The sequence below is a fragment of the Acidovorax sp. DMC1 genome (assembly GCF_056314325.1).
In genome coordinates this window covers 1-19,472 of record NZ_JBQUYO010000017.1, presented here as the reverse complement: position 1 = coordinate 19,472, position 19,472 = coordinate 1, and the positions used below count along the sequence as shown (strand labels likewise).

Annotated in this window: 18 protein-coding genes and 2 tRNA genes; 11 read left to right on the top strand and 9 right to left on the bottom strand. The window is 61.0% G+C overall.

The annotated features are described in order from the left end of the window. Positions 1 to 104 precede the first annotated feature (104 nt). On the bottom strand, positions 105 to 596 hold the full coding sequence (locus ACT531_RS21645; protein WP_476018757.1) for a hypothetical protein: 492 nt from the start codon (positions 594 to 596) through the stop codon (positions 105 to 107). A 925-nt stretch (positions 597 to 1,521) separates the two neighbouring features. On the opposite strand from ACT531_RS21645, the gene ACT531_RS21640 reads away from it, so the two are divergent. The 4 genes from ACT531_RS21640 to ACT531_RS21625 all read left to right on the top strand — a co-directional run bounded on the left by ACT531_RS21640 (position 1,522) and on the right by ACT531_RS21625 (position 3,495). Beyond that, positions 1,522 to 1,794 carry a DUF1010 domain-containing protein gene (locus ACT531_RS21640; RefSeq protein WP_476018756.1) on the top strand — a complete coding sequence of 91 codons (273 nt, stop codon included), beginning with the start codon at positions 1,522 to 1,524 and terminating at the stop codon, positions 1,792 to 1,794. Between the two features lie 300 nt (positions 1,795 to 2,094). Next, positions 2,095 to 3,087 carry a heat-inducible transcriptional repressor HrcA gene (gene hrcA / locus ACT531_RS21635; RefSeq protein ID WP_476018755.1) on the top strand — a complete coding sequence of 331 codons (993 nt, stop codon included), beginning with the start codon at positions 2,095 to 2,097 and terminating at the stop codon, positions 3,085 to 3,087. 50 nt (positions 3,088 to 3,137) lie between these two features. After that, a tRNA-Ile gene (locus tag ACT531_RS21630) sits at positions 3,138 to 3,214 on the top strand. Between the two features lie 204 nt (positions 3,215 to 3,418). After that, positions 3,419 to 3,495 (top strand) — tRNA-Arg (locus ACT531_RS21625). Positions 3,496 to 4,276: 781 nt separating this feature from the next. Here ACT531_RS21625 and ACT531_RS21620 read toward each other — a convergent pair. Together ACT531_RS21620 and ACT531_RS21615 are read right to left on the bottom strand one after the other, a co-directional pair. Beyond that, positions 4,277 to 4,561 (bottom strand): hypothetical protein, encoded by a 285-nt coding sequence (locus ACT531_RS21620; protein ID WP_476018754.1) that lies wholly within the window; start codon positions 4,559 to 4,561, stop codon positions 4,277 to 4,279. Between the two features lie 82 nt (positions 4,562 to 4,643). Further along, positions 4,644 to 4,967: a hypothetical protein gene (locus ACT531_RS21615; RefSeq protein WP_476018753.1), complete on the bottom strand. Its 324-nt coding sequence runs from the start codon at positions 4,965 to 4,967 to the stop codon at positions 4,644 to 4,646. Positions 4,968 to 5,999: 1,032 nt separating this feature from the next. Between ACT531_RS21615 and greB the strand changes: the two genes are divergently transcribed. After that, a complete protein-coding gene (gene greB, locus ACT531_RS21610) occupies positions 6,000 to 6,566 on the top strand; it encodes a transcription elongation factor GreB (protein WP_476018752.1) in 567 nt (188 codons plus the stop codon). A gap of 73 nt (positions 6,567 to 6,639) precedes the next feature. Here greB and ACT531_RS21605 read toward each other — a convergent pair whose 3' ends face one another. From ACT531_RS21605 to ACT531_RS21590, 4 genes are all read right to left on the bottom strand, one after another. Continuing rightward, positions 6,640 to 8,919, bottom strand: a complete 2,280-nt coding sequence (locus tag ACT531_RS21605) for a RelA/SpoT family protein (RefSeq protein WP_476018751.1) — start codon at positions 8,917 to 8,919, stop codon at positions 6,640 to 6,642. 98 nt (positions 8,920 to 9,017) lie between these two features. Further along, positions 9,018 to 9,221: a DNA-directed RNA polymerase subunit omega gene (gene rpoZ / locus ACT531_RS21600; protein ID WP_005794722.1), complete on the bottom strand. Its 204-nt coding sequence runs from the start codon at positions 9,219 to 9,221 to the stop codon at positions 9,018 to 9,020. Between the two features lie 16 nt (positions 9,222 to 9,237). Next, a complete protein-coding gene (gene gmk / locus ACT531_RS21595) occupies positions 9,238 to 9,858 on the bottom strand; it encodes a guanylate kinase (protein ID WP_015012785.1) in 621 nt (206 codons plus the stop codon). 36 nt (positions 9,859 to 9,894) lie between these two features. Further along, entirely contained in the window at positions 9,895 to 10,812 is a 918-nt protein-coding gene (locus tag ACT531_RS21590; RefSeq protein WP_295937295.1) for a YicC/YloC family endoribonuclease, read from the bottom strand. A 75-nt stretch (positions 10,813 to 10,887) separates the two neighbouring features. Between ACT531_RS21590 and ACT531_RS21585 the strand changes: the two genes are divergently transcribed. The 5 genes from ACT531_RS21585 (at position 10,888) to hemW (ending at position 15,669) form a co-directional block, all read left to right on the top strand. Continuing rightward, the gene (locus tag ACT531_RS21585) at positions 10,888 to 11,904 is read left to right on the top strand and encodes a serine/threonine protein kinase (RefSeq protein WP_015012787.1); all 1,017 of its coding nucleotides are present in this window, start codon (positions 10,888 to 10,890) and stop codon (positions 11,902 to 11,904) included. A gap of 82 nt (positions 11,905 to 11,986) precedes the next feature. After that, positions 11,987 to 12,889, top strand: a complete 903-nt coding sequence (locus tag ACT531_RS21580; protein ID WP_015012788.1) for a PP2C family protein-serine/threonine phosphatase — start codon at positions 11,987 to 11,989, stop codon at positions 12,887 to 12,889. 132 nt (positions 12,890 to 13,021) lie between these two features. Then, entirely contained in the window at positions 13,022 to 13,756 is a 735-nt protein-coding gene (rph, locus tag ACT531_RS21575) for a ribonuclease PH (RefSeq protein ID WP_476018750.1), read from the top strand. 49 nt (positions 13,757 to 13,805) lie between these two features. Beyond that, positions 13,806 to 14,405 (top strand): RdgB/HAM1 family non-canonical purine NTP pyrophosphatase, encoded by a 600-nt coding sequence (gene rdgB, locus ACT531_RS21570; protein ID WP_056641312.1) that lies wholly within the window; start codon positions 13,806 to 13,808, stop codon positions 14,403 to 14,405. Between the two features lie 13 nt (positions 14,406 to 14,418). Beyond that, on the top strand, positions 14,419 to 15,669 hold the full coding sequence (hemW, locus tag ACT531_RS21565; RefSeq protein ID WP_476018749.1) for a radical SAM family heme chaperone HemW: 1,251 nt from the start codon (positions 14,419 to 14,421) through the stop codon (positions 15,667 to 15,669). Between the two features lie 44 nt (positions 15,670 to 15,713). On the opposite strand, the gene ACT531_RS21560 is transcribed toward hemW, so the two are convergent. Beyond that, entirely contained in the window at positions 15,714 to 16,055 is a 342-nt protein-coding gene (locus ACT531_RS21560) for an I78 family peptidase inhibitor (RefSeq protein WP_395456144.1), read from the bottom strand. Positions 16,056 to 16,403: 348 nt separating this feature from the next. Between ACT531_RS21560 and ACT531_RS21555 the strand changes: the two genes are divergently transcribed. Beyond that, positions 16,404 to 18,155, top strand: coding sequence for a PAS-domain containing protein (locus ACT531_RS21555; RefSeq protein WP_476018748.1), 1,752 nt, complete (start codon positions 16,404 to 16,406; stop codon positions 18,153 to 18,155). 566 nt (positions 18,156 to 18,721) lie between these two features. Here ACT531_RS21555 and ACT531_RS21550 read toward each other — a convergent pair. Next, positions 18,722 to 19,156 (bottom strand): hypothetical protein, encoded by a 435-nt coding sequence (locus tag ACT531_RS21550; protein ID WP_056062046.1) that lies wholly within the window; start codon positions 19,154 to 19,156, stop codon positions 18,722 to 18,724. Positions 19,157 to 19,472 lie beyond the last annotated feature (316 nt).

Sequence of the window (19,472 nt, the reverse complement as noted above, 5' to 3'; positions counted from 1 at the left end):
TCCTTCTTCTCTCCATGAACCACCTCCGGTTTCATCTTCCACCTTAACAAGGTGTCATCGAAACCGGCAGCAGCCCAAAGATCGAATGCCCTATTAAAGTGTGACTAGCCACGCCTGCACTGCTTTGGATCCGGAGTTGCACGCGCTTTCAACGGAAGGCCTTTTGGCTGCGGCATAGACGGCTGCATTGTCGGGCCCTTAACAAGCAATTGGCCGTCCGCAGTGAGCTCGTATGTCAGCTCCTTTCCCATTATTGAACTGCTAAGCCAGGAGGGGAGAATGGCAATGTCCGCTTGATCGCGCACCTGCAGCGTGTCTATGGTGAAGTGCAAACCACCGAACCAGAAGGCCGAACCTGAGAAAACCATCATGGTGGGCGTCCGATCCACAAATCCAGACTTGATCAACACTGTTTCGCCAGGATTCACCTCGTGACCATCATGCTGATCCATCACGACTACTCGGCAGGGTGTGCTGTTCAGCAGGTACACGCGGTCACCCACAAAACGGCTGGCAAAGGAGGTAATTGACAGCGGTACGACGATCACCAAAAGCAGCAGTGCGACGACTCGAGCGGTACGAATTCCAATGCGCATTCGAAGGACCTAATTCAATGTAAACCGCACCTATCAGTCGGCCATGTTTGGCGCTTGCAGCCGAAATTAGCAAGCAAACCGAGAGACAGCTTCGGGCCCTGAGTAGCCGCTCAGAAGCGCCGCCTGGAAGCTGCCTTTGACTTGCTGCACGCGGCTGTTGGAAATTTCGTTGTCTGCCTACGGCAAGCTATAGTTTGCCGAACTGACGCATGCCGGGTTTCACGGAATTTTTATACCTGGACGTTTGAACAGGTCGTCCCATGTAAACCTATGCTGCAAGCCACTCCCAGGAGAAATCAGTGTCCAGAATATCTCGCACGATCCAGTTTATCCCGCAGGTTTTGCGGGATACATCACGTTAGCCCTCACTCGGTGCTAGTCCTATGACGGTTTTTCACCTGATTCACTGGACGGTGATAGTCTTTGGCGTAGTCACCGGGGCAACAGTCGGTGCGCATCATTTGGGAGTAGCCGGATCGGTCGCGGGCGCAGTCGCAGGGCTTATCGCAGGCTTCGTCACTGGAAACTTGCCATGGCTAGTCGCGATTGGGTTTGCGCGACGGTCGCTGCGTCACAAGACCAACGCGGAATTGCAAGCCGACCTTACGAGTGATGATTGGCACGCGCCTAACATTACGTTGTTAGAGTTGGGTCGCCGCGGGCACGATCTGAATCAGGAACTGCCCGCGGTGCTTGCTATGTTGCGATCCGAGCACCGACATAGGCGGTCTGTAGGCTGGGTCGCACTTGTCTCGGCGTATCCTGAGCTAGCTCGCCGTGTTCCAAACTACCGAGTGGATGGACCGCTAGAGGAGTGCCGTCAGAATGTCCAGATACTCGCAGGCGAGGCCTAACCCCTCCGTCAAGGGGACCTGCCTGCGGCAGGCCCCTTACGTCGAACGTTAGGCCCTTCATATTCCGCTTTATGCAGGCCGCTATTGATTCCAGCGTTTTGCCTTTCTCGAAGGTTTGTCCTTGGGGGTTTGGGCGCTCTGCGTGGCTTCGCCTGCGTTCGCTTCGCCAGTTGCAAGCCTTTTTGTCCGCTGGCGCCCGTTCATCCAGCGCCACCTGCTATCTTTCTTGCAGCGCTGCGCCGCTTCCGTGGCACAGTGCTTTTTCTCGGGCCGCGCACGTCTGCACATCCTGGCGCTCCCTTCTGGCCTTCTGGCCTAACTCAAACGTTGAGCGTCCGCTTTAATCTGCCGCCACAGGCCGCTCCTGGCCGAATTCTGCCCTACGGCGTGGGGCGCTGGCGGGCCTGAGTAGATGGTGGGTGTAACCTCTCCGTCAACGGGAAGCCAAAATGTGGCGCTGAAAGCGTCCCTTGCCTGACAAAGATGTGGCCCAGGCCGCCGCGCTTTGCCATTCCTGCTGGTGCGACCAGCCCAATCTGGCGGATATGCTTGGCGAGCCGCTCAGCAGCTTGCGTGACCACCCCCACCGCCGCGGAGGCCGGGGCCGCAGGGCCAAAACACGATTACAAAAGTAAAATCATTCCATGCTCGATGACCGTGCCAAGTTGTTGCTGAAAGCCCTGGTCGAGCGTTACATCGCTGATGGGCAGCCCGTGGGATCGCGGACGCTTTCTCTTGCGTCTGGCCTGGATTTGTCTCCAGCCACGATTAGAAACGTCATGGCGGACTTGGAAGAACTGGGCCTGATTGCGAGTCCACATACCTCCGCAGGCCGCATTCCCACCGCGCGTGGATACCGTTTGTTTGTGGACACGATGCTGACGGTTCAGCGGGAGTCGGTCATGCCAGCGCAGTTGGCTCCGGAGCAGCCCCAAAAGGTCATTGCCAACGCCGCACAGCTGCTGTCCAACCTCTCCCAGTTCGTCGGTGTGGTAATGGCACCTCGGCGTACTTCGGTATTTCGGCACATAGAGTTCCTGCGACTCTCTGAAAAGCGCTTTCTCGTCATCATCGTGTCGCCGGAAGGTGATGTGCAGAATCGTGTGATCTTCACCGAGGTGGATCACTCCCAGTCGCAACTGGTCGAAGCCTCCAACTTTCTGAATGCACATTACGCCGGGCTCGCAATGGAGCAGGTGCGAGAGCGTTTGAAGTCTGAGGTCGATGTGCTGCGCGGAGAGATCGCCTCGCTCATGCAGGCGGCAGTCAACGTAGGGTCCGAGGCGCAGGACGAGGTGGTAATTTCTGGCGAGCGCAACCTGCTCTCTGTCAGTGATTTCTCCAGCGACATGGGTAACCTGCGCAGGGCATTCGACTTGTTTGAGCAGAAGACGCAGATCCTTCGCCTTCTGGACATCTCCAGCCAAGCGGAAGGGGTGCGCATATACATCGGCGGAGAGAGCCAGGTCGTGCCCTTTGAAGAGCTCTCGATCGTCAGCTCCCCTTATGAGGTGGACGGCAAGGTGGTGGGGACTTTGGGTGTGATTGGTCCCACGCGCATGCCATACGACCGCATGATCCAGATCGTGGATATCACCTCCAAGCTGGTGTCCAACGCTCTCAGCCACCGCAAGTAAGCCCCTACAATACGGCGCTTGCCTCGTTGTATAGCGCTGCAGCATGACTGGGGGCGTTAGCTCAGTTGGTTAGAGCAGAGGACTCATAATCCTTTGGTCGTTGGTTCAAGCCCAACACGCCCTACCACCCACGCTTGCAGGGTGGACCCATCAACAAATGACGTGTTTTGTGATCCAAATCGCGCAGTTTGTTTTTGGAGCCTTCATCGTGCATTACAATCTGGGCTCGCGTTGAATTTACTGTCTGTTTGCAGTGTCTGACTCAGGAAAGCAATCAGAAAAAAGCAAATTTCAAGGGTCGCCAAGAAATCATGCTATAATTCAAAGCTTAGCGGCTGTAGCTCAGCTGGATAGAGTACTTGGCTACGAACCAAGGGGTCGTGGGTTCGATTCCTGCCAGCCGCACCAATAGGTAAGCCCTGCAAGTCTTTGATTTGCAGGGCTTTTTCCTTTGCCGGGAGCTGATAAGCTGTTTTTCCACAAGCCAGTTGTGGGGGACTTTGTGGGGGATTTTTGGGTAGAAAAGCCAAGCAGTCTTGCCCTACCTTCCCGTTGCGCAAGTACCGTTCGAGTTGCCCGAGCTGGTGAGGCAACTGTCGGCCACTAGCAGTCCGTGGTAGCAGGTAAAAGCGGACGCTCAACGTTTGACTTAAGCGGCCTGCCGAAGACAGGTCCGCTTGAAGGATGGGTTGGGCGGCATTTTTGGAAATGGCACTTGTTTCGGATTCATGGCGACACCCAATGTGCTTTCTGAAGCATTTGCCCTTCGCTCCCGAACTCTACAGACCAAGCTTCAATGCCCCTGAAGATTGGATGTTCCCACCAAAGCCGTGTTGTGCATGGTGATTTACAAGCTTCGCTCGCATAACGAAGAAACGGACGGTCGTGCATTTCTCGGACGCTAGGCTCACCAAAACGGCCAACAATGACATTCTGCTGCTCGCCAGGAGAAGACACTTCAAATGCGCGCTCATAGCGATTCGTGCGCCACACCACAGCGAAAAGCGAGATAACAACTAGACCAGCTAGTAGTGCAACCGTAGTTGTCGCGCGTTTTCTCATGACGCCCAACGTGAGGGTGACCGGCACGTTGCGGCAAGGGGCCGCACGGTGCACGATTTTCCACGGCACCGTGCGGCCCCTTGCCGCAACGTGTCCGAGTCGACCGTTCTGTTAGACCGCATACCCCCTACCTTGGCTTAAAGAAGCCCAGCGCTCGGAGCGCCGGCAGATGCTTACGAATGTAGACGATGCCGGGGGCGGCCACGAGAGCCCACGCCACGGACACGACGACCATGTAGCTCCCGCTTTGCCGGACGGCAGGATCGGAGGAGAAGCTGAGAACGAAGATGAGCCCCGCACCGATTCCGGCTGCCACGAGCAAGTAGAGCACCAAGCTCACAACGAGTTTCGCCGCACCGCCCAAGACTCGGCCGACTGCAAGCAGGGCATGCGTGTAGATAACCAGCAGCACGGTCACTCCTGCCAGGGCGCCGGCCGTTCGTGTCGCAAGGTCTGTCCAAGGCACCATCTGCTCCTGCGGTCTAACGTTTGACTTAAGCGGCGCCGTCAGGCGTCCGCTTGAAGGAGGGGTTAGACGCTTCTGCGCTCACCTCCTCGCGAATGCCCGCACGGAGCGCGCCGAACAGCAAGGCCATAACCGCAACCACGCCTCCGATGACACCGATCACAACCGGCAGTCCAACTGCCATAAAGCCATGGCTTGAATCGACCACATTGAGGACTCCCGCAAGCAGGTAGTTAAGCCCGCAGACGATTGAGACAGCAAGTGCAATGGCGAGAGCGTAGCCCCCCGCAACGCGCCAAGTGGCCACGCCGTTAAAGAAGCGCGCGATCAGCCAACCTACAAGAACTAACACAACCAAGCTCGACGAAATACCAAGAATGCTGCCTGATTCCAGGATCGGTAATGTGCGGCCTAACGTAATGTAGACCGCACCGGGTCGCAGGCCATATCTGGCGCTTGCGGTCTAAATTGGCGTGAGAAAACCGCGGAAAGGGGCTTGTAACCTAGCTCGACGGCGCGCATGCTGTACAAACGTACAGTGCTAAATTTACCCATGAAACCCGACTCCCCCCTGTGTTGCGCGCCACACGGTTGCTGGATTAGCTCCGTGAGCGAATTTGTTCCGCACACTATAGCTTTGCGAATGGGGCTGTGCCATGCCATGGAGCCGTTCATTATCGAACGACGGCTTTGTGGCTTGGCACTGACCGACAGCTCTGGGCCCACAGCGGACATGGGCCACCGGCCCCTACTCGTAGTGTTTCGCGCCGTAAAGCATAGCCGCGCATCTGAGCCAGGGGTTGCCGACATCCCCTCCAAATGCTTCAAGAGCGGCATCCACCCGCACTACAGCGGCGGCACCAAGAAATCCATCGATAGTGCAGTGTTCCCACCCGAGAGCCCCGGCTCCGTATGGACTGCTGGGACTACCCTCTTCGAGCTCGTGCTCCTCCGCGAAATCTGCTGCCAACGCATCTAAAAACGTCCGCAATGACTTTTCGTCATGCACTTGGATCAACAGACTGTCTAGGTTTTGAGGCATGGGCTTGTTGTTTTCTATGTCCGCTTCTGGCCGTATACCGCCTTTGGCAGGTGATAGCGAGCATACCGTCACCTCTGCAACCCCAGTTCTTTGATGATGCTTCGGTCGGGGAAATTTGGGGGACTCTGTTGGTCGGGGCTGTACATAACAGTACGAATTGAGTGGGAACGGACGGCTTTCAACTGTGTAAAATCAACAACTTGCAGGCGGCTTGGAAACTACGAACCAAGGGGTCGTGGGTTCGATTCCTGCCAGCCGCACCAATGTTTAAAGCCTGCAATCGCAAGATTGCAGGCTTTTTCATTTGCCCAAGCGCTTTGCGCTGATTGGAGAGTTCTGGCGATGAGCAAGGCTTTTACCAAGGAAACCGATAGCGCTGACGATGACGAAGGATTGGCACTGCCTCCTTTGCCGCCGGGTGGCAAAAACTACATCACCCCTTCAGGCTATGCACGCCTGAGGGCAGAGCTTTTGGATCTCATCGACAACGAGCGGCCGAAGATCGTGGATGTGGTGCACTGGGCGGCCAGCAACGGAGACCGGTCTGAAAACGGCGACTACCTCTATGGCAAGAAGCGTCTGCGCGAAATTGATCGGCGCATCCGTTTTTTGACCAAGCGGCTCGAGATCGCCGAAGTAGTGGACCCCAGTTTGCATGCGGGCAGTGAACAGGTGTTCTTTGGGGCCACCGTCACCTACTCCGACGATGAGGACGGTGAGCGCACGATCACCATCATGGGCATCGACGAGGCTGACAGTCGTATGGGTCAAGTCAGCTGGATTTCGCCTGTGGCGCGGGCTCTGTTGAAGGCTCGCGTCGGGGATGAGGTACAGCTGCCCACGCCGGGTGGGGTGCGCCATTTGGAGGTGGTAGAGGTGCAGTACCCGTCTCGGAGCGCCGCTACATAACCTCTTTGCGCGCAAGCGGCGGTCCTTGTGCCAATTGCAGAGAGCTCGGAGCTTGATGCTCCGTGCTGAGGTGTCAGGGCTGCGGCGTGATTCTTGCCGCGCGTAGCACCGCTTGCGTACGGCGCAGGTTGCGCAATGCCAGCTCAAGGTGGGCTTGGTCACGAACCGCCACGATGAACCGCAAATCCGTGGTGTCCAGGGCTGCCTCATCGTCCATATCCACATGGGTGATATCGGCTTCTGAATTGGCAAGCTCTGCCGCCACGCGCGCCAGCACCCCCTTGCCGTTGTTCACGGTGACGACCACGCCCGTTTCGAACATGCGGGTGGGCTCGTCCGACCAGTCCACGGCAATGAACCGTTCGCTGTCTTTATGCTGAAGCCGTTTGGCAACACTGCAATGTGCGTTGTGCACGACCAGCCCCTCACCTCGGCCCAGATAACCAACGATGCTGTCGCCTGGCACGGGGCGGCAGCAGGTGGCGTATTGCACGGAAGCATTCTCGCTACCTTCCAGCGTTACGGCCCCTTGCGACAGGTTTTCGTGGGATGTGTAGCGCTCACGGGTCATGAGCAGGGCGTCCGGACGGTGGCCATGCTCTGACATCAACACCATGAGCCGTTTGGCGACGATGCTGGCAATGCGTTTGCCCAGACCCAGGTCGGTCATCAGCTCGCTGCGCGTGCGGTTGCCGGTAAAGCGCAGCAGTTTGTCCCATAGCGGTTGGGTCTCGGCGTTGACAGGGGGCAGTTGTTCGAGGCCTTCCGCGCGAATCGCCTGGGTCAGCAGTTTTTCGCCCAGCCCTTCGGACTCGGTTTGGGCCAAGGTCTTGAGGTAGTGACGGATCTTAGACCGCGCACGGCCCGTACGCACAAAACCCAGCCACGCAGGGTTGGGTGTGGAGACCGGGGCAGTGATGATCTCGACCACGTCACCGTTTTTCAGTTCCGTGCGCAGCGGAACCTGCTCGTTGTTGATTTTCGCGGCGGTAGTACGGTCGCCCACGTTGCTGTGAATCGCATAGGCGAAATCCACTACCGTGGCACCACGCGGCAAGGCCATGATCTGGCTCTTGGGCGTGAAGACATACACCGCATCGGGAAACAGGTCCACCTTGACGTGGTCCCAGAACTCCGCCGCATCCCGCGTTTCGTTCTGGATGTCCAGCAAGGACTGCAGCCACTTGGTTCCCAAGCGTTCTGCGGCAGTGCCTTCTCCGTCCTGGGCCTTGTACAGCCAGTGCGCTGCCACGCCAGCTTCGGCAATCACATGCATCTCGTCGGTGCGCATCTGAAACTCGATGTTCACGCCCGAGGGGCCAACCAGCGTGGTGTGCAGCGACTGGTAGCCGTTAAGCTTGGCAATCGCGATGTGGTCTTTGAACTTGCCGGGCACCGGCTTGTACATCTGGTGCAAAACACCCAGGGCGGTGTAGCAATCAGTCACGGTGGGCACGATGACCCTGAAGCCGTAGATGTCCGTCACCTGGGCAAAGCTCAGGTGTTTGAGGTCCATCTTTTGATAGATGGCGTACAGCGTTTTCTCGCGCCCGGCCAAGCGCACCTTCATGCCGATCTTGGAGAACGCAGCATCCACTTCAGCCTGCACTTTTTGAACGAGATCGCGTCGGCGGTTGCGGGATTTGTTGACCGCTTTGGCCAGCGTGGCGTAGCGCCAGGGGTGCAGGTGCCGGAACGCCAAGTCCTGCAGTTCGCGGTAGGTCTGGTTCAGGCCCAGCCGATGGGCAATGGGGGCATAAATTTCCAACGTCTCGGACGAGATGCGGCCCCATTTGCTGCGCGGCATGTCCGACAGCGTGCGCATGTTGTGCGTGCGGTCGGCCAGTTTGATGAGGATGACGCGCACATCCCGCGCCATGGCCAGCAGCATTTTGCGAAACGACTCGGCCTGGTTCTCTTCACGGGTGTTGAACTGGAGCTTGTCCAGCTTGGTGAGGCCGTCCACCAGCTCGGCCACGGGGGCGCCAAACCGGTCGATCAGGTCGGCCTTGGTCACACCACAGTCTTCCATCGCGTCGTGCAGCAGCGCCGCCATCAGCGCCTGGGCGTCAAGCTTCCAGGCCGCGCACTGTGCGGCGACCGCAATGGGGTGGGTGATGTAGGGCTCGCCACTGTTGCGCAATTGCCCCAGGTGGGCTTCGTCGGCAAAGCGGTACGCCTGGCGCACCTGTTCGATGCTGGTGGCGTCCAGGTAGTCCAGGCTGTCGGTCAGTGCGGCGAAGCTGGCCGCAGCCGCATTGGCGGCCGCAGCGGCTGCCGAAAGATTGCCTGTCGGGGCCGGTTCACCGGGCCGGGGCTGCGTTGCAGAAGGTGAGTTGAGCACCGCGTTCATGCCTTAAATGTAGCGCGGGACAGCGCCAGAGGACTTTTGGGCAAAAAAAAAGCACCGCTGGCGCGGTGCTTTTAGATGGGCTTTGCCCAGAAAAGCGTTCAACCGGGAACCTTCTTGAGCATCTCCAGGCCCACTTTGCCTTCGGCGATCTCACGCAGGGCGGTCACCGCTGGCTTGTTGCGGCTTTCAATGCGGGGAGCGTGGCCCTGGCTCAGCATGCGCGCGCGGTATGTGGCGGCCAGCACGAGCTGGAAGCGGTTGGGGATCTTTTCCAGACAGTCTTCTACGGTGATGCGTGCCATCGTTTACTCCGGGGATTCAGGTGATATTGAGCGACTGGAAGGTGTCAGCACGGGCGCGGCGCTGGGCGGCGTACTTGAGTCGCTGGGCGTGAACTACGGCTTTCAGGTCGAAAAGCGCGCGCTCAAACAATTCATTGATTATAACGAAGTCGAATTTGCTGACCTGCGCCATCTCTTCGGCTGCATTCTTGAGGCGGACTTCGATCACCTCTGGCGTGTCCTCACCGCGCCGCTCCAGGCGAGAGCGCAGCTCTTCCCAGCTGGGCGGCAGGATGAAGACCAGCACGGCGTTGGCGAAGGCTTCCCTGATCTGCAGTGCACCCTGGAAGTCGATTTCCAGGATCACATCCGAGCCCTGGGCAATGCGCTCTTCGATGGCCTTCTTGGAGGTGCCGTAGCGGTTGCCGTGCACATGCGCCCACTCCACGAAGGCATTGCTCTGCACCATCGCGTCAAACTCAGATTGCGACGCGAAGTAGTAGTCGCGGCCGTGTTTCTCCTGGCCGCGCGGGGCGCGGGTGGTGTGTGAGACCGAGAGGTGAACGTGCGAATCCAGCTCCAGCAGTGCCTTGACCAGGCTGGACTTGCCGGCACCACTGGGGGCTGCCACTACGATGAGATTTCCAGGATAGTCCATGGTTGATGTGCGCCAGGCGCTATCAAAAAATGAGTGTTATTCGATATTTTGCACTTGCTCGCGCATCTGCTCGATCAGCACCTTCATGTCCACGCTGATGCGGGTAAGGTCGAGCGCGGCAGATTTGGAGCCCAGGGTATTGGCTTCGCGGTGCAGCTCCTGGATCAGGAAGTCGAGGCGCTTGCCCACTTCGCCGCCTTTTTTCAGCAGGCGCTCAATTTCGTCCAGGTGCGAATCCAGCCGCGTGATCTCTTCGGCCACGTCGATGCGGATGGCAAAGGCGGTGGCTTCGGTCAACGCGCGGTCACGGGCGGCCTCGGGCAGCGTGGAGCCGTCGGTGAGGGCCATCGCCTCCTTCCAGCGCTCCATGAAGCGCTGGCGTTGCTGCTCCACCAGCAGCGGAACCATGGGGACGGCCTGTGCGGCCAAGGCCCGCAACTGCTTGACGCGATCCAGCAGCATGGTCGCGAGGCGCTTGCCTTCGCGCTCCCGCGCGGCCAGCAAGGCGGTCAGGGCTTCTTCTGCCAGGGCGGGAACGGCCTCGCTCCAGTCTTCGTTGCCCGAGTGTGCGTTGGCGCACAGGCGCAAGGCGTCGGCCACAGTGAGGGGTGCGGCGCTGGGCAGCCAGGCCCGCACGGAGTCTTGCAGAGAGTTCAGGCGCTGCAGCAGCCGGGCAGGAGGGTCTTGCAGGCTGTTGCCATCGTCGCTGTCGAGGGCCGCCCGCACTTCGACCTTGCCGCGCTTCAGGCGCGCTGTGAGCAGGGCGCGCAGCGTGGGCTCCATGGCGCGCAGCTCGTCGGGCAGGCGGAACGACAGGTCCAGAAAGCGGCTGTTGACGGATCGGATTTCCAGTCCCAGCCTGCGCGTCTGGGGGGCGCGGGCGTCGGTTTCAGCGCCAGTGGCAGATGCGCCATGCTGTGCGCTGGCGTATCCGGTCATGCTGTAAACTGCCATTGGACTTTTTGATGGTTGCTTGCGATCCGGCGATTATCCGGGTTCCGCCTTACCCCCGAATCATCTTCGCAAAATATGTCAAAAATCAAACCGGCCCCCTTGCCGCCCGATACCGCAATTGGCGGCTACCGTGTGGTGCGCCGGTTGTCCTCCGGTGGTTTTGGTGTGGTCTATCTGGCCCTCGACGCCGAAGGCCAGCAGGTCGCCATCAAGGAATACCTTCCCTCATCTCTCGCGACCCGCGCTCCGGGTGAATTGCTGCCCAAGGTGCCGCCCGAAAAGCTTTCGCTGTACCGCCTGGGGCTCAAGAGCTTTTTTGAAGAGGGCCGCTCGCTGGCGCAGATCTCGCACGCCTCGGTGGTGAGTGTGCTCAATTTCTTCCGCGAGAACGAAACCGTCTACATGGTGATGAACTACCTAGAGGGCGCGACCCTGCAGGACTTCATCATCACCGCCCGCGACCTCAAGACCCAGAAGGTGTTCCGAGAGTCCACCATCCGCTCGCTGTTCGACGAGGTGTTGCGCGGCTTGCGCATCGTGCACCAGCACAAGATGCTGCACCTGGACATCAAGCCCGCCAACATCTTCATCACCGACGACAACAAGGCCGTGATGATCGACTTCGGCGCGGCGCGCGAAGTGCTGAGCAAGGAAGGCAATTTCATCCGCCCCATGTACACCCCCGGCTTTGCAGCGCCCGAGATGTATCGGCGCGACTCGCAGATGGGGCCTTGGACGGATATCTACGCCATCGGCGCCTGCATCTACGCTTGCATGCAAGGCTTCCCGCCCAACGAGGCGCCGCAGCGGGTGGACAAGGACCGCCTGTCTCTGGCCCTGACCAAGCTGCGCGGTGTGTATTCTGACAACCTGATCGAGGTGGTCGAGTGGTGCATGGCGCTCGACCCGCTGTCCCGTCCCCAGTCGGTGTTCGCCTTGCAAAAAGAGCTCAGCCGCGAAGGGGAGCGCCGCTACACCAAGCTCACCGTGGCCGAGAAGATGCGGCTGCAGCTCGACACCCTGGTGTCTGACACCAAGAAGAATGTTCAGAAGGTGGGTGAAGCCACCGGAATCGGAGCCAAGCCCAAATGAACCCGGTGCACGCGATGCGGGTTCGGGCGAGGCATGTGTCCATGGATGGCGCCCCGGTGCATCCTTGTTGGCGTGAGTCCCTATGAAGTTCTCAGTATTCCAGATCAGCCGCCGCGGCGGCCGCGAGAAGAACGAAGACCGCATGGGCTATTGCTACACGCGCGAATCGGGTCTGTTTGTGTTGGCCGACGGTATGGGCGGCCACCCCGAGGGCGAAGTGGCTGCGCAGATTGCGCTGCAGACCATCTCGGCACTGTTCCAGCGCCAGGCCAAGCCCCAGCTCAAGGATGTGCAGGAGTTCCTGTCGGGCGCGTTGCTCGCCGCGCACCACCAGATCCTGCGCTACGCCACCGAAAAAGGCATGCTCGACACCCCGCGCACCACCCTGGTTGCGGCGGTGTTGCAGGCCGGTACCGCCACCTGGATCCACTGCGGCGATTCGCGCCTGTACATGGTGCGCGATGGCGATCTGCTGACCCGCACGCGGGACCACTCGTACATGGAACTGCGCAACACGCCGCCGCCCGGTCTGGAGCGCATCAACCGCAACGTGTTGTTCACCTGCCTGGGCTCGCCCACCAAGCCCATCTACGACATCACCGGCCCCGTGTACCTGGAGCAGGGCGACCGCATTCTGTTGTGCTCTGACGGCCTCTGGGGCACGCTCAGCGACGACGAAATCGCCAAGCAGCTGGGCCGCAACACCGTATCGCATGCCGTGCCCGAGCTGGTGGAAGACGCCTTGCGCAAAGCCGGGGACAGCAGTGACAACGTGACGGTGGTGGCCCTGGAGTGGGAGACGCCGGATGCGTTCGAGTCCACCCAAGGCGTGTCCACCGACAGCATCAGCGACGACGTGTTCGCCTCCACCATTCAGGCCGGTCCGCTCGATGGGCTGGTGGATGACCTGGACGACGCCGCCATCGAGCGCTCGATTGCCGAAATCAACGAGGCGATTCGCCGCTCTGCGGCCCGCAAAGCCTGACGGACGTGATGGGACCCGACCGAGGCTGCTCAGCCTCGTGCATTGGGCTGATGCCTGTCAGTTGAAGCGTTCCGTTTTCTGGCGTGCGCTTTGGGCGACGCATGGAAGGCATTTTTTGAACACCCAAGAACCATGACCACATTCACCCGCACCGGCGACCGCGCCGCCAACCAACTGCGCCCTGTGCGCATCACGCGCCACTACACCATACACGCCGAGGGCTCGGTGCTGATCGAGTTTGGCAACACCAAGGTGCTCTGCACCGCCTCGGTGGAAGAGCGCGTTCCCCCGCACAAACGCGGCAGTGGCGAAGGCTGGGTCACGGCCGAATACGGCATGCTGCCGCGCGCCACCCACACCCGCAGCGACCGCGAGGCCGCGCGGGGCAAGCAGACCGGCCGCACTCAGGAGATCCAGCGCCTGATTGGCCGCAGCCTGCGCGCCGTGTTTGACCTCAAACTGCTGGGCGAGCGCACCATCCAGCTCGACTGTGATGTGATCCAGGCCGATGGTGGCACGCGCACCGCTGCCATCACCGGTGCCTGGGTGGCGGCGCAAGATGCGGTCAACCAGCTGCTGGCCAGCGGCAAGATCACCCAGTCGCCGCTGCTGCAGCCCGTGGCGGCGATCTCGGTCGGCATCGTGCAGGGCACACCGCTGCTGGACCTGGAATATGTGGAAGACGTGGATTGCGACACCGACATGAACGTGGTGATGACCGGCGCGGGCCACTATGTGGAGGTGCAGGGCACGGCCGAGGGCGTGGCCTTTACCCGCGCCGAGATGGACCAGCTGCTGGGCCTGGCCGAACAGGGCATTGCCCAACTGGTGCAGCTGCAGCAGCAGGCGTTGCAAAATACTCCTTAATTGATAGCTGCTGGCGCATATTCCACTAGCGCTTGTGGCCGTTTTGATCATGAAAATTGTTCTAGCATCCAACAACCGCGGCAAGCTGGCCGAATTGCAGGCCATGTTTGCGCCCCTGGGCGTGGAGCTGGTGCGCCAAGCCGATCTGGGCGTGGGCGAGGCCGAGGAGCCCTTCCGCACCTTTGTCGAAAACGCCCTGGCCAAGGCACGGTTTGCGTCGGAGCACACAGGCCTGCCCGCGCTGGCCGACGATGCCGGCATGTGCGTGGATGCCTTTGGCGGCCTGCCCGGCGTGGACACCGCTTACTACTGCACCCAGTTCGGCTACGAGAAAAGCGATGACAACAACGTGCGTGCCTTGCTGGAGCAGCTGCAAGGCGTGACCAACCGCCGCGCCGCCATGGTCAGCACCCTGGTCGCCGTGCGCAGCCCGCAAGACCCGGAGCCGCTGATCGCCGTGGGCCGCGTGGTGGGCGAGATCACTACCGAACCCCGGGGCAGCAACGGCTTTGGCTTCGACCCCGTGATGTTCATCCCCGAGTTCGGGAAGACCTTTGCCGAGCTGCCCGTGGAGGTGAAAAACGCCCACAGCCACCGGGGCCGCTCGGCCGCGCAGATGCTGGCATTGATGCGCGAGCGCTGGTTGTAGAAGGGTGCTGAACGTGGTTCATATTCCGATCACGCCGCAGGGCGATACCGAGCCCGCCGTGGTGCGCGACATCCAGCACTACATGCGCCCGGGCCTGCTGCAGCTGCCCAGCCTGCCGCCGTTGTCGCTGTACGTGCACCTGCCCTGGTGCCTCAAGAAATGCCCGTACTGCGACTTCAACTCGCATGAATTCCGCGCGGGTTCCGGCACCGGGGGCGAGGTGCCCGAACAGCGCTACATCGACGCCCTGATGGCCGACCTGGAGGCCGCGCTGCCCCTGGTCTGGGGGCGGTCCGTGCACAGCATCTTCATCGGCGGTGGCACGCCCAGCCTGTTCTCGCCCGCAGCCATCGACCGGCTGATCGGCGACATCCGCGCCCGCCTGCGGCTGGAGCCCGATTGCGAGATCACGATGGAGGCCAACCCCGGCACGTTCGAAACAGACCGGTTTCGCGCCTTCCGTGCGGCGGGCGTTACCCGCCTGTCGGTGGGGGTGCAGAGCTTCAATGACCAGCACCTGAAGGCCCTGGGCCGCGTGCACGACCGCGCCCAGGCGATGGCGGCGGTGGAGGAGGCCGCTGCCTCCTTCGACACCTTCAACCTCGACATCATGTACGCGCTGCCGGGCCAGACGCTGCCAGAGCTGGAGCAGGACCTGCAGACCGCGCTGGCCTTCAAGCCGCCGCACATCTCCATCTACCACCTCACCATCGAGCCCAACACCTACTTCGCCAAGTTCCCGCCGGCCGTCCCCGAGGACGATCAGGCCTACGCCATGCTCGACCGCATCACCGAGATGACGGGCCAGGCGGGCATGGCACGGTATGAGATTTCTGCGTATGCGCAGCCGGGCCACCAGTGTTTTCACAACATCAACTACTGGCAGTTTGGCGACTACCTGGGCATCGGCGCGGGTGCGCACAGCAAGCTGAGCTTTGCGCACCGCGTGGTGCGGCAGGTGCGCTTTCGGGACCCCGCGCGCTACATGGACAACGCCCTTGCAGGCCATGCCGTGGCGCAGGACGACGAGGTGCGCCGCGCCGATCTGCCGTTTGAGTACATGCTCAACGCCCTGCGCCTGCGCGAAGGCTTTGCGCTGCAGGACTTCATGGCCCGCACAGGCCTGCCGTTGACCGCCATCGCCAAGGGCCTGGAGGCCGCCGAGCGCAAGGGCCTGATCGAGCGCGACATGGCGCGTGTACGGCCCACCGAGCGGGGCTTTGACTTTCTGAGCGATCTGCAGGAGCTGTTTCTGGCGGACTGACCGCGCGGGTTTCAGTCACCCCTCATCGGCAGCGCAACATCATCTCAACCGCACTTTGCGGCGAGGATGCGGCCGGTGCCGTCCACCTCCAGGTTCAGCCGCTGGGTGTCGTATTCCTTGGTGATGATCTGCCCGGGGCGCAGGATGCGCGCCGTCTGCGCGCCCGAGCGCTGACGGGCAGATTCAACAACCGATGCGGTGCTGTTTTGCCCCACGACAAACTGCGCGGGCTGGGCGTTGCACACGCTGGCGGGTGGTGATCCAGACCCTGCGGCGGCCGAGCCCGCCGATAGCGCGGGTGTCTGCCCATAACCCGCGCAACCGGTGACGGCCGCTCCCAGGGCCAGGCAGCAGGCGACGGCAAAAGGGGGGCGGGTCTTCATCATGGCAGCGGGCTCCTGAGTTCAAAACGCCCACCATAGCGGAATGCAGGTGCCATGGGGTTTCCGTAGCAATATGGGCCGGTTTCCAGCCGTAACGGGCTGTTGTCTGCATCCGTCTCCGCTGGAACGGGTTCTTGACTTGTATCAAGATGTGTTGTGAGATGGCAACATGCTCGCCAACTGATCGCGGGGCCACCACTCCTCGACGGGCTGCCGTAAGCCCGGTTCCGCACAATGGAGCGTCCGCCGTTGTGCGTTGTGCGTTGTGTGTTGGCAGCGGCGGGCCCTTGCCATCTGGGGCTGCGTGATGCGCGGGCCTGTGTCGACGTCACCGTACCGAACCTTCTGACCATGCCTGACGATTCCCGCCTTCGCCTCATCCGTGCCCTGGGCGACACCCTGGATGGTCTGGATGTTGCGCTGTGTGCGTTTGACGACAGCGACCGCACGCTGGCCTGGAACAGTACCTTCTTCAAGTTCTTTCCAGAGCACGCGGGGCATGTGTACGTAGGCGAGCCTTACGAGGCCAACCTGCGCCGCTTCTACACCCAGCGGCTGGATGCCCAGGAGCTGCCCAACATCGAACGCTACATCACGGCCGGTGTTGAGCGGCACCGCGCACAGACCCGGCCTTACAGCTTTGAGCACCGGGGGCTGCGCGTCCATGTGTCGTCGTTGCCCATCGATGGCGGGGGGCGGGTGCGTGTGTGGCGTGCCGAGGCGCTACCGGCTCAGAGCGCATCCATTGACATGGCCGCGCAATCCAGCGCCGACATCCACGAACCCGGCTACCTGCGCAGTCCGGTGATCGAAAGCACCGAACTGTTTGACCGCATTCCCGATGGGCTGATGATCTGCGCTGAAGACCAGCGCATCCAGTGGGTCAATCAGCCCTTCATGCAGATGTACCACCTGCCAGACCGCGCTGCCGCAATGGGTCTGGCGTTTGACGAGGTGTACCGCCACGCATGGTCCGTCGGGGGTGAGGGCGACATGGCACCGTTTTACGACGGTCTTTCGACCTTGCAGGAGCACATGCGTTTTGCGGGGGCGCCGTTTGAAGTGCCCTTGCCACGCAGCCGCTGGAGCCGCGTCATCGCCAAGCAGGGCAGCGACGGCACGGTGTTCTACGCCCATGTGGACATCACCGAGCTCAAGCGCCAGCAGCGCTTGCTGGCGCAGGCCGAACGCAGCGCCCGCGACAGCGAGGCGCAATTGCGGGAGAAATCCATCCTGCTCGAAGCCACGCTGGAGCACATGGACCAGGGCGTGGCCAAGATCAGCGCCACGGGGGTGGTCGAGCTGTGCAACCGCCGGGCCATGGAACTGCTGGACCTGCCGGCCGAGCTGATGGCATCCAAGCCCACGCTGGTGAATGTGCTGGCCTACCTGCGGGCTCGTGGCGAATTCCAGGGCGCATCGCAGGAAGTGCAGGACCTGCTGCGACACAGCAATGGCGGGGTCGATCAGCCACAGGTGTATGACCGTCCCCGGCCCGATGGCCGCATCCTGGAGGTCCAGACCGTGCCCATCAAAGGCGGCGGCGCGCTGCGCACCTTCACCGATGTCACCCAGCGCAAGCAGGCCGAGCAGCAGATCCGCCATGTGGCAGAGCACGACGGCCTGACGGGCTTGCTCAATCGCACCGCCTTTTTGCAAGCATTGCAGGCCGCAGCCACCGACGTGCACCGGTCGGGCCGTGGCTTCGCTGTCTTGTACGTGGATCTGGATGGGTTCAAACCCGTCAATGACCGCCACGGGCACGCCGTAGGTGACCAGTTGCTGGTGTGGGTGGCCCGGCAACTGACGCAGGCCGCGCGCGAGGATGATGTGGTGGCGCGCCTGGGCGGCGATGAGTTCGCGTTGCTGCAGCGGGGCGTATCGGACGGTGACAGTGCGTACCGCCTGGCCGACCGCCTGGTTCAAGCCCTGGGCCGGCCCACCGAGATCGAAGCGCATGCGCTGCAAATCGGCGCGTCCATCGGTATTGTCCTGTCGCCCGGTGACGGCACCGAGGCCGAAGAACTCCTGCGCAAGGCCGATTCCGCGATGTACCTGGCCAAGGCCACGGGGCGGGGCTGCGCAAGGATTTACGGAACGTGAACGTTGGGCTGCCCGGGCGCTTAACCCACGATCCCTTTCTGCTGCTGATCGACGGAGCTTGGAGGAATCGGTACTGTCCTACATGCCCACATTGGTCACCGTCCTAACATTGGTCTGTCGATCCCCTCGACATCCCTCCCGCTTGCATCGCGCAAGTGTTAAGCCCGCAGCCTGCGGGCTTTTTTTTGCCCGCCCTTCGGCATCACCACGGGGGTGAAAAAAGCGACTGCGTCGTAGGTCTTTTGCCGGGCGGTAAAGCCCCGGAGCCCATCTGTTGGCACCATTGCGGAATGGGTGATGTCGTCATCCTCCGGCCATCCCAGCGCGCTACATCACAAGAATGATTCTGTACAAACCCGGCACGCAATTTCTCTACAAAGGCAGAACGGTGAGCGTGGACTACGTCATCATCAAACGCACCGGTCTGTGGATTCGGTTGGCGCACAGCGAAGAGGTATGCCGCCCTGAAGATTTGACCCCCATCGCACCGCAGGGAGCGGGACTGGCGAGGTGAAAGAAAGGCCACACGCAGGGCACAGGCCCAGCGTGGCACCCCACCGGCAGGTCTACTTGAGCTGCTGGGACAACCACAACAGCCCCCAAACGATCGCCACCAGCTGAACCAGGTTGACAAAGAGCGCCGCCGAATGCACGCGGCGAAAGTGGTGAATCGCTCCGTCGCTACTCGCCTCGATCTGTGCACCGAGCTGCTGCATGGCTTGCAACAAGTGCTTGCGCAGCAGCGAGACGATGCAGGCATTGACCGCCACGCCGATGGCAAAGGGGTACCTGCCCCAAAGCGCATAACTGACAAACGCCCCCAGCGACGCCCAGAACGCAGCACGGTAGTACACGTTGAAAAACCCCCGAACGAACCGCGCGTCCAGTGGGGTGTCATGTTTCAGCGTAAGAAGCGGTAGGCCACCCATCAAGAAGTAGGCGGTGGTGACCAGCAGCGCCACCGTGAAGAAGAACGAGGCGTAGAGGGCGGACGACAGCATCTTTCACTCCGAGAAAAGGCTGGCCACTTTAGGCAGTAGGCTCCAATCCAAGTTGTCCATTCTGCCCCTGCATGCGGCCAGGCTGAGCCAGACATAGTCTAGGTGGGAGCTGTGTTCTCGCAAATCGGGCGAGAGGTAGCTGGCCTCATCATTCAGTGTGCGTACGACATCAAAGATCTAATGGTCAAGCTCATGCGGTACATGGCATGCATAAGGTTGTATACCTATCTACGATAGTCTGGGCTGCTGCCGGTTCCGTTGACACCGACCTAAGCTTCTTGAGCTTTCTCGAACTGTACGGGACTGAGATAGCCGA